This window comes from Streptomyces sp. NPDC019890 (genome assembly GCF_044903445.1).
Taxonomy (GTDB): Bacteria; Actinomycetota; Actinomycetes; order Streptomycetales; family Streptomycetaceae; genus Streptomyces.
This window is the reverse complement of record NZ_JBJDQK010000006.1, coordinates 497,469-504,326: the sequence shown is the minus strand read 5'-3', so window position 1 is coordinate 504,326 and position 6,858 is coordinate 497,469. Positions and strand designations below refer to the sequence as shown.

At 65.2% G+C, this 6,858-nt stretch carries 8 protein-coding genes; 5 read left to right on the top strand and 3 right to left on the bottom strand.

The window, feature by feature from the left end; all coding sequences use genetic code 11:
- Positions 1 to 56 precede the first annotated feature (56 nt).
- Together ACI2LP_RS19940 and ACI2LP_RS19935 are read left to right on the top strand one after the other, a co-directional pair.
- Entirely contained in the window at positions 57 to 380 is a 324-nt protein-coding gene (locus ACI2LP_RS19940) for a hypothetical protein (RefSeq protein WP_404725798.1), read from the top strand.
- Between the two features lie 38 nt (positions 381 to 418).
- On the top strand, positions 419 to 688 hold the full coding sequence (locus ACI2LP_RS19935; RefSeq protein WP_404725797.1) for a hypothetical protein: 270 nt from the start codon (positions 419 to 421) through the stop codon (positions 686 to 688).
- A 267-nt stretch (positions 689 to 955) separates the two neighbouring features.
- On the opposite strand, the gene ACI2LP_RS19930 is transcribed toward ACI2LP_RS19935, so the two are convergent.
- Complete coding sequence (locus tag ACI2LP_RS19930; RefSeq protein ID WP_404725796.1) at positions 956 to 1,360, bottom strand: hypothetical protein; 405 nt, start codon at positions 1,358 to 1,360, stop codon at positions 956 to 958.
- Positions 1,361 to 2,189: 829 nt separating this feature from the next.
- Between ACI2LP_RS19930 and ACI2LP_RS19925 the strand changes: the two genes are divergently transcribed.
- Entirely contained in the window at positions 2,190 to 2,906 is a 717-nt protein-coding gene (locus ACI2LP_RS19925; RefSeq protein WP_404725795.1) for a hypothetical protein, read from the top strand.
- A 25-nt stretch (positions 2,907 to 2,931) separates the two neighbouring features.
- Here ACI2LP_RS19925 and ACI2LP_RS19920 read toward each other — a convergent pair whose 3' ends face one another.
- Together ACI2LP_RS19920 and ACI2LP_RS19915 are read right to left on the bottom strand one after the other, a co-directional pair.
- Positions 2,932 to 3,705: a serine hydrolase gene (locus tag ACI2LP_RS19920; RefSeq protein ID WP_404725794.1), complete on the bottom strand. Its 774-nt coding sequence runs from the start codon at positions 3,703 to 3,705 to the stop codon at positions 2,932 to 2,934.
- A 597-nt stretch (positions 3,706 to 4,302) separates the two neighbouring features.
- Positions 4,303 to 4,713, bottom strand: a complete 411-nt coding sequence (locus ACI2LP_RS19915) for a winged helix-turn-helix transcriptional regulator (RefSeq protein WP_404725793.1) — start codon at positions 4,711 to 4,713, stop codon at positions 4,303 to 4,305.
- A gap of 99 nt (positions 4,714 to 4,812) precedes the next feature.
- Here ACI2LP_RS19915 and ACI2LP_RS19910 point away from each other — a divergent pair, with 99 nt between their 5' ends.
- Together ACI2LP_RS19910 and ACI2LP_RS19905 are read left to right on the top strand one after the other, a co-directional pair.
- Entirely contained in the window at positions 4,813 to 5,697 is an 885-nt protein-coding gene (locus tag ACI2LP_RS19910; RefSeq protein ID WP_404725792.1) for an alpha/beta fold hydrolase, read from the top strand.
- Positions 5,698 to 5,766: 69 nt separating this feature from the next.
- The gene (locus ACI2LP_RS19905) at positions 5,767 to 6,762 is read left to right on the top strand and encodes an alcohol dehydrogenase catalytic domain-containing protein (RefSeq protein ID WP_404725823.1); all 996 of its coding nucleotides are present in this window, start codon (positions 5,767 to 5,769) and stop codon (positions 6,760 to 6,762) included.
- The last annotated feature ends 96 nt before the right edge of the window (positions 6,763 to 6,858 follow it).

Below are 6,858 nucleotides of genomic sequence, written 5' to 3'. Positions count from 1 at the left end.
CCGTTGCGTGGAGACACGCACGGCGGGTTCGGCGAGCGGCACGGAGAAACGGACCGGTGGCAACACCGGCACCGCGCTCCGTGCCGACTCAACCCCATCGCTTCGACTTGATCTACCAGTACGACTACACGGCCTCGCTGTCCGATCAAACCGGCGGCTGGATCGGGTCGTGGGGGCCCATCGTGGAGACCTTCCAGACCTCTTACAGCAACACGAACAATTTCGGGGCGCTCAGCACCATGCTGATCACCCGGGACAGCGGCGGGGCCTGGGGTTCGTGGCAGCTGCTCAATTCCACCCAGAGCTACATCCGAACCGACAACGTAGGGTTCAGTCAGGTCTTTCTCGACCCGAACTACGCCTTTGCCGTCGACAGTTGACCCGGCGGTCAGCGGCCAAGGAAGGGACTGGTGCATCCATGTCCGAGCCGCCCGTTCCCCCGAATGACCGACCAGCCGCCCCGGACTCGGACGAGTCTGCACCGATTGCGGACATGCGGGAGAAGTTCGCACGCGAATCCGACCGAGTGGCGCGTGACCCAGAGGCAGAGCGGGCCTTCCTCCAAAACAAGATCGAAATCATCCGTTCCCACCCCACACTGTCCGCGGCCGAGAAGGAGGAAGCCGTCGCTCCCCTGCTGCAGCAACTGCGGCAACTGGACGACGAGACCGGCCGAAAGCACACCTGACACCCTCTGAAAGACAACGGTCGGCGAACATGTGCCAGCGAGGACCGGCGCCGACTGGGGCGGCAGTGGATCGTCCGCACCTGGACGCCAAAGGGCCCCGGACCATGATCGGTCCGGGGCCCTTTCGCTTGTGCCCACGGCGGGATTCGAACCTGCGAAACCCGCTTTAGGAGTTCGATCAGACGAGTGCCCGGTTCCTGGCCAACCAGGCTACGAGACATAAGGGACGAGCGTCAGTCTCAGGTTGAATTGCTGGGATCGCCCGTCTCAGGGTGTATCGGGGACAGAGACGATGAAGGTCTTACTCTTCTGCGATGAATAGTCCGTGTGGACGCCCGCGGTCACCTTGTAGGAGGCCACGACCTCCAGGACATCCCCCTCGTTTGCTGCCCAGACGCCGGGGAAGCTCACCCTTATCTCCTGATTGCGCGAGTTACTCGTTGCGTTGAGCACTTCTCCAAAATTCTGACTGCCCAGAATTGTGCTCTGACTGAGGTTGCGTACGGACACGGACGCATCGTGTCGCCGCACCACCCCCATGAGACTTGAGCCGATCTCGACGTTTGCGATCACGTCGAATGGATCGCCCAGATTGACCGTGTCGGTCGCGAAGAACTGCCCCTGGTCCACAGCATAGAGAAGCTTGAGGTTGGCATCCCATGTTCCTGGCACTTAATTCCCCCCACGTTTCTGGTCTGAACTTCGGCCAAGCATTGGGCATGACGTGGGGGACGACAAGAGGAGCGTGACGGTGTGCGGTAGTGCAAAGTATGTTCGCGTGCGCCCCGGCTCGCCCGGGGCACACGCACAGAAAAAACGTAACTGTTCAGCTCAGGCTGGTGGCCGGCAGCTAGAGCTTGGCAGTGAAAAGTTCACGGAGTGGTTTAAAGGGGCTGATGGGATGCTCCTTGGAGGTCGCGACCGTTGTCCTGATGGGCATCGGCCCGGCTCGGTCCTGCATGGGTGTCACAGTGGCGCGCGCCACTGCCGTGAACCGGGCTGAATGAGACGGAAACTGCGACGTGCCGGGCCGTGCTGGACTGGGCATCGCACAGGGCCAGTAGTGGAATCGGGCCCTTGTGCTTGGGAGCGGGAAGCTCAAGTCGCGGACCAGAGACGGCGGTAGAAGTCGGTCCGGTACGGGTCGGGGGTGATTCCGTAGGCGTCGAGGAGGGTGTCCTCCCAGCCGTGGCCGTAGTTCCACTCGTGCTACCAGCGCACGCACGGCCGTTCCGGGATCTGCCTTCCAACGGGGAGTGACGGCACTCTCGCCGGGAAGCTCATGGGTGACGAGCTCCATCCTGGTCTGAACGGGAGGTCGGTGCAGCGGCTTTGAGCGGGAGTTGCCAGGGGGCGAGAGATCGGGTCCCGTGCGCTGGCCGTGGATCGCGCGGTCCCGCTACGGGCTTGCCCCGGCGCCGCATCCAAGGGGTGAGCAGTCAGTTGCGCTGAGTTCCTCGAGTTCAGGACAGGACGGCCGAGAACCTGTCAAAGTGGTGCGATGCTGCTCGGGAGCTTGGGGGGTGAGGCGATCGCCGTGTTGGTCGGCGCCATCGCCTCGACACTGTCACCGTTCTTCTCGCACTGGCGTGAGCGACGGCTGCGGGACGAGACACAGGAAGAAGCAGATCGTCTGGAGTCGGCGATTTTCTTCACCGCCGACGACGGCGAGTCAGACGCCAAGACCGTCGCACCCAAAGATCCGTCGCAACAGCGATTCGCCAAGCTGTTGGTGCAGTACTACGCGCATGGTCTTGTACAGGCGCGGCGCAGTTTCAGTGTGAGCCTGACGTACTCAGCTCTGGGTGGCCTGGTACTGATCACAGGTGTTGGGCTGGCCATCTTCAGGGCTGAGACGACCGGTGACATGTACGCCTCGGTCACAGCCAGTGTCGCTGGGCTGCTCACCAGCTGCATCAGCATCCTCTTTCATCGACGGGCTGACGCAGCACTCAAGCATCTGGAGAAGCAGGGGGAGAAGCTCCAGCAGGACATGAAGGCAGAGCGCGACGCGGGCCAAGCGGTTCGTCTGTTGGAAGAGGTCGATGACCTCGCGCTCAGAGCCCATCTCCAAGCGGCCCTCATTCTGAAGTTCTCCGCCGCGCAGCTGCCCGAGCTGGACAGTGTCCTGAAGTGGGCAGCCCCGTTGCCGCAGTCGCAGACCTCCAATGGAGCTGTGCCGCATCAACAACCGGAAAGCCCGGCGCCACAACGCTGACCACGCCAAGGTTCACCTGGCTCCTTCACAGGCGGCCGGGATGGCCGGCAGCCCGGGGCGTTTGGTCCGGGTACAGGTCATGGTGGATGGCCTTTGCCACGCCCTCAACCGTAGCCATGCCGTAGTCCCACCCCACCTCCGGCGATTCGCCTTCAGGGACCCTGTTGTTCTCGGTGAGGACCACGAGGCCATAGTCGTAGGCATGGCCGGTGAACGCGCTCATGCTGTTGACCTTCCAATCTCCGCGGTCCCAGGGGTTCTTGAGCCTGGCCCGGGAACGCTGAAGCCACCCGTTCTTGACCTGTACGGCAGCGTCCGAGGGAGCCCCGGCGGGCGTTCCCCACCGCTGATCCTCCTGCACGTCACGCATAAGGCCCAGGATGTAGTTGCGCTCTTCGGCCTTCAGGACCGTGCTGTCCTTGGCGGTGAGCAGCTCAAGCAGTTTGGCCTGGTCCCTTGCGGTGACCTGAGTCAGGCCCATGTAGCCTGCTTCGTCGAGAAAGGTGTTCTTCATTCCGGCCTTGTCCAGGAAATCCTGGATGGTTTTGGGGCCCAGGCTGTCCCACAAGGCGTACGTAGCGTCGTTGTCCGAGCTCACGATCATCTGACTGGCCAGGTCCCGCTCATCCTCGGACAGGTCGACACCTCTCTCCAGGAGCAGAGCCCCCAAAATAATCGGCTTGACCATGCTCGCAGAGTCGTAGTGCTTGTCCGCGCCGTACGTGCAGGAGGTATGGGTGGTTCGGTCATACAGCACCACCGAGGCTTGACTTGCGCGGTTTTCGAGCGACTTCGCCATGTCCCGAGTGAGAGAATTTGCCAGTCCGGGGTTTTCGGACGCGCACTCAATTGGCCCGCCGTTGAGTCGCTTGGATGTGAATTTTATGTTCCGCATCTCGTGCGAGGCGGTTGCCGTGGAAGCAGGAGCGACGGCCGAGGTGGAGACCGCGACGACAACTACTCCTAAAGCCATCTTTGAAGCGATCCTGCTGAGCGTCAATTCCCTTCCCTTTCCCTATTGGACGCGGCAGTAGATCCGGCCCGATCTGATCCACAGCAAGGTTTGGTAGGTCTCGGTCTGGCAATTCGGCGCAGTTCGGCGCCTGTGGACCGACGTTACAAGCTTGGAATGGCCCCGACCTGTCGGGTAAGCCGATAGGCCTACCGGCAGGCCTCCATGGCAGCCGATGAGGTGAAACCAGGTCCTCCGGTTGGGCCGGGCCCGGTTTGGCGTGCGGGTCTGGGCGGTCCTGAGCCTGCCGAAGAAGCAGCGGGCGGCCGTCCTCACCTCGCTGGGCAACATCAAGGAAGCCACCGAACACGAGCATCTGCATGGCACCGGCATGGTCTGAGGCCTTCGCACGGCGGCGGCGCGCCGTGCCCGAAGATGCCCCGCTCAGCCGTCGGCTGCGCCGTGCTCCTCACTGAGTTCGTTGGCCCGGTCGATTTCCGCCATGTGCTCCTCGGCCCATGCCCGGACCGTGGCGAGCGCCACCTCCAACGACAGTCCGAGGTCGGTGAGTTGGTAATAGACGCGCGGCGGAACGGTCGGCTCCACCCGGCGGGTGATCAGGCCGTCACGGCTCAGGCTCCGCAGCGTCACGGAGAGCATCTTCTGCGAGACGCCGGGCATCCTGCGCTGGAGCTCGGCAAAGCGCACCTCGTCCGGGGCAGCCTGGGCCAGCGCTTTGACGGCCATCGACGTCCACTTCGTACCGATCCGGTCCAGCAGCTGACGGGTCGGGCACTGCGGGTCGAAAAGATCACCGCGCGCACTGCCGGAGGCACGTCCGGCCTGGGAAGTCACCTCGAGTTCACCACCTGTGGCGAAAGTACGGTCTTGGCACCCCCACCCTAGTTTCCTAGCGTTTCCTTGTCACCATTGGTAACTGCCGAGGAGGCGTCATTGTCCGGCCCCGCATCCCTGTTCTCAGAAGGTCGCCCCGCCGGAGTCGAGCTGCGCCGTATCCCGACCAACGGCGTTGAGCTCAACGTGGCGATCGCCGGTGACGGACCCGCCGTGCTGCTGCTGCACGGATTCCCGCACACCTGGCAGGTCTGGGGCGAAGTCATCGGCAGGCTCGCCGAGCGGCACCGGGTCATCGCACCGGACATGCGAGGGTTCGGCGCCAGCACCCGGGCGACGGACGGCTACGACGCCGGCAGCCTCGCCATCGACGCCGAAGGCCTCCTGGACGCGCTCGGGGAGACCTCCGCAGCGGTGGTGGGCATCGACGCGGGCTCCCCGCCGGCCTTCCTGCTCGCCATGCGGCGGCCCGGCCTCGTCCGGCGGCTGGTCGTCATGGAGTCACTGCTGGGCAGGCTGCCCGGGGCGGAGGTGTTCCTTGCCGACGGAGCACCGTGGTGGTTCGGCTTCCACGCCGAGCCGGGCCTCGCGGAGTCCGTTCTGGGCGGTCACGAAGCGGAGTACGTCAGCTGGTTCCTCGACTCCGGGACCCGCGGCCGGGGCGTGCGCCCCGAGATTCTCGACGCCTTCGTCAGCGCCTACACCGGTAGCGAGGCTCTGCGCTGCGCCTTCTCGTACTACCGCGCGCTGCGCACCAGTGCCCAGCAGATCCGTGATGCGGTCGAATCGGCCCGGCTCACGGTTCCCACCATGGCAATCGGCGCCCACCCCGTCGGGGCCGCACTCGAAAAGCAGCTGCGGCCCGTCACCGACGACCTCGTCGGTCATATCGTCGAGGACTGTGGCCACATCATCCCGCTGGACCGCCCCGAGGCGCTGCTCGGTCTGTTGGAGCCGTTCCTCATTGCGGACCTGCGGTCATGACTGCGTGCATGACTGCGTGCATGACTGCGTGCATGACTGAAGGAGACTGAGAACGCCGTGGACAGAACGATGCGGGCAGTCGTGCTCGACAAGCCGGGGCCCGTGGACCAACTGCACATCCGCCGGCTCCCCATCCCCGAGCCGCCCCCGGGCTGGGTGCGGATCAAGATCGAGGCGTTCGGCCTCAACCGCTCCGAGCTGCACACCCGCCTCGGCCTGGCCGAAGGGGTGACTTTTCCCCGTGTCCTCGGCATCGAGGCGACCGGAACCGTCGACGCCGACCCGGACGGTGAACTGCGTCCCGGACAGCAGGTCGTGGCCATGATGGGCGGCATGGGCCGGACCTTCGACGGCGGCTACGCGGAGTACACCGTGGTGCCGCGCTCCCAGGTCATTCCCTTCCGCTCCGAACTGCCCTGGGAGACCCTCGGCGCAGTCCCGGAGACGCTGCAGACCGCGTACGGATCGCTGACCACGGGCCTGGACCTGCAACCGGGCCAGTCGCTGCTGATCCGCGGCGGAACCTCCGCGCTCGGCCTGGCCGCCGCGACCCTGGCCAAGGAAATCGGGGCGACCGTCCTGGCCACCACCCGCAGCGCGAGCCGCACCGGCGCCCTCGCCGACCACGGCATCGACCACCCGCTGGTCGACGACGGCAGCATCGCCGCCCAGGTGCGCGAGATCGTTCCCGGGGGCGTGCATGCGGCCCTCGAGCTCGTCGGCACGCCCACGCTGCCGGACACTCTGGCCGCCACTCGTGTCCACGGCACCGTCTGTTTCACCGGCATGCTGTCCAACCAGTGGATCGTGCCGGACTTCTACCCGATCGGCTACATCCCGACGGGCGTACGGCTCACCGGCTACTCGGGCGATGCCGCCGACCTGCCCGCCGACGTACTCCAGCGCCACCTCGACCGCATCGCCGACGGAGACACGCCCCTCGGCCCCACCCATGTGTACGCACTGGACGAGATCAGGACCGCCCACGAGGACCTCGAGCAGGGCCGTCGCTTCGGCAAACTCGTCGTCCGCCTTGGCGCGGTGGAGGTGAGCGGGCAGGGATGACCAGGGCGGGCCACGACGCTTGGCCTGATCTCCTCAATGGCCGTGTGCCGTACGGCGGTTGACGTACCTCGACAGGTCCATACGGTAGGGTACGGT